3 protein-coding genes are annotated in these 2,756 nt (G+C 54.8%); all 3 read left to right on the forward strand.

Annotated elements, in window-relative coordinates:
* Window positions 1-408: 408 nt before the first annotated feature.
* The gene (locus ACIQ2L_RS13775) at window positions 409-1,947 is read left to right on the forward strand and encodes a DUF1254 domain-containing protein (protein ID WP_396159813.1); all 1,539 of its coding nucleotides are present in this window, start codon (window positions 409-411) and stop codon (window positions 1,945-1,947) included.
* 187 nt (window positions 1,948-2,134) lie between these two features.
* Entirely contained in the window at window positions 2,135-2,431 is a 297-nt protein-coding gene (locus ACIQ2L_RS13780) for a hypothetical protein (protein ID WP_396159815.1), read from the forward strand.
* The coding region (locus ACIQ2L_RS13785; RefSeq protein ID WP_396159817.1) for a hypothetical protein at window positions 2,428-2,756 on the forward strand (329 nt) is incomplete at its 3' end. The genes ACIQ2L_RS13780 and ACIQ2L_RS13785, both read left to right, overlap by 4 nt.

Below are 2,756 nucleotides of genomic sequence, written 5' to 3' on the forward strand. Positions count from 1 at the left end.
CAGTCGGGACTTTTGCGCACGATAACTTGTCGTTCAATGCAACTGGTTAGCAGCACGCAAGAGTGAGTGGCGCAAGCAAATTCATGCGATCATGGGAAGGATTCTCCTTGTCTGTTAACTCGCACCGGTTTGGCACGCGTTTGGATGACGTTTGGCAGGCCGGGGATGCAGGCCTCAGTCAGATCCTAGCCAAACATTCACCTTCAAGTGCCTCCCCTTCCCATTCAACCAGCTCGATGGGGTATATGAAGGATGTCTCTACCGGCGCCAGGTCTCACAGCCAATTGGCCTACCTAATGGCGCAGAGTAAACTGTGTTCCTGTGCCTGGCGCCCGAGAACTACTACGTAGGCGTGGATAGCGCAGTCTTCCTTTACTAACTCGAAACGAAACTGAATACGATTCGGCAATGAAAACCAAACCCAAACCGACCATTTTGGCGGCCGCGCTCGCCGCACTTCTTACGAGCCCTCTCAGCCTTCTCGCCCAGGATCGCTACTCGATCCCGGCCGATCCTAGTCTCAAGTATTCCACGCCCATTGCACCCGGCGTGGCGGTGCCCGATAGGATTGAAAGCTCCATCGGCACGCTTAACCTCACCTATGGCTACCCGTCGGCTGACACCGTAGAGAAAATCTACGATAACCTCGACCGTTCCCGTGCTTTGCAAGCTTACCTGATGGCAATCCCGGTCGTGAACCAGGCTGGCATGCGCGACTCGCTCGCGCGGTTCGGCCCGGTCAATCAAACCGACGTCATCTGGGAAAACCTCGTCGATCCACGCACCGTCGAACTCACCGCCAACGACAATACGATCTACAACTTCATCTGGCTCGACTCCAAAAAAGGGCCATTGGTTCTTGAAGTCCCGCCCGAGGTTTTAGGCGGTGTGAACGACTTCTGGTATCGATGGGTAGCTGATGTCGGCATCACGGGCGAGGATCGCGGAAAAGGGGGCAAATATCTCGTTCTACCTCCTGAGTATAAAGGAGATGTTCCGCCTGGCTACGTCGTCCTGCGCCCAAATACCTACGGCAGTTGGTTGTTCTTCCGGGCCTTTGTCGTCGATGGCTCCACCAAGCCCGGCGTCGAACTCGTAAAGAAACATCTCAAGGTCTACCAGCTTTCCGAAGCCGCCAATCCACCCGCCATGAAGTTCGTCAATGGTTCGGGCATCCCAGCCACCTTTGTCGCACCCGGAGATTACACCTTCTGGGAGATGCTCAACAAGGTGATCCAGGAAGAGCCCGCGGGCGGCAGCGATCCGACCACGCTGGGCCTCTTCGCCTCCATCGGCATCGTTAAGGGGAAACCATTCGATCCAGATAAACGGATGAAGATGATCCTGACTGACGCCGCCAATATCGGTGCTGTCACCGCTCGCACGATCGCTTTTAAAGTCCGCTCGCCGGAAGCCTACTTCTATCCGGAGAGCACGTGGCGTCTGCCCTTCTTCGGTGGCTACAAGTTTGAGACGTCGCCTGGCGTTACGAACATGGATGGCTATATCTTCTATTACTACTTCGCTACCGGAATCACTCCGGCGATGGAGATGAAGATGGTTGGTAAAGGTTCGCAGTATCCTTGGTCTGTCCAGGACGCGAATGGTAACCCCTTTGACGGTGGCCAAACCTACAAGATGCGTCTCCCTCCCAACGTGCCGGTGAAAGACTTTTGGTCCGTCATCGTCTATGACAACCAGACTCGTTCCATGATCCAGACCAATCAGCAAGCACCGAGCGTGACCAGTCAAGAGAAAGACCTGAAGAAAAACGCCGACGGTTCCGTGGATGTTTATTTTGGCCCCAAGGCTCCCGAAGGATATGAGAACAATTGGGTGCAGACGCTGCCGGGCAAAGGCTGGTTCATGATACTGCGGCTCTACGGCCCGCTCGAGCCGTGGTTCGACAAGACCTGGCGCCCCGGCGAGATCGAACTAGTGAAGTGATATCCGTGAAGCGTGACCAAAACCCATGACCGAAACGCCTTCATAGTGTAAGGGTGATCATCTCTGACACATCTCTGACACCCTTACCACACCCCCGTCAAGCAGGGCTGCATCCGCGCGGTTCAACGCAGATGATGATCATGCCAAACTTCAAGCGATCGTTGCTAATCCGAACATCGCCAGCAGCTTGTCGGGTTTCAGCGAAATCCAGTCGCGGCTCGAAACCGCTGACCGTCGTTCTCAGCAGATCACATCGGAGCTTGCCGTGCTCGCAGCCCAAAAGATCGATGACCAGCAAATTACGAATGTACTGGCTGACTTCGACGAGCTATGGCAGACGCTACCTCCCAAGGAACAGGTCCGCTTGGTTCGACTACTGATCGAGAGCGTCAGCTTCGACGGCCCAGGAGGCAACGTAGCAATCACGTTTCATCCAACTGGTTTGAAAAGCTTGACCGAAACTCAATTGGAGCATGCACAATGAACGACCGCTTAACCATCAACCGAAAGTTCCACGTTGCCACCAAACGTTGTGGCTCCAAACAGATTCAAAGCGGAAACGCGTCCGTTACACCTGCAGGTCGTGTCCCTCGACTCAGCCGACTGCTCGCCCTAGCCCATCACTGCTTCAGGCTGGTTCAATCTAAAGCCAACATCAACCAGTCCGAACTCGCCCACTTCTCGACGACAAGCATGACACAAATCATGTGGCTAGACAATCTCGCCCCCGACATCCAAGAAGAGATCCTCTTTCTACCCAGAATCACCCAGGGCCGCGACACAATCAAAGAGGCCGACATCCGTCCTAT

Source organism: Flavobacterium sp., assembly GCF_044369455.1.
GTDB lineage: Bacteria > Bacteroidota > Bacteroidia > Flavobacteriales > Flavobacteriaceae > Flavobacterium.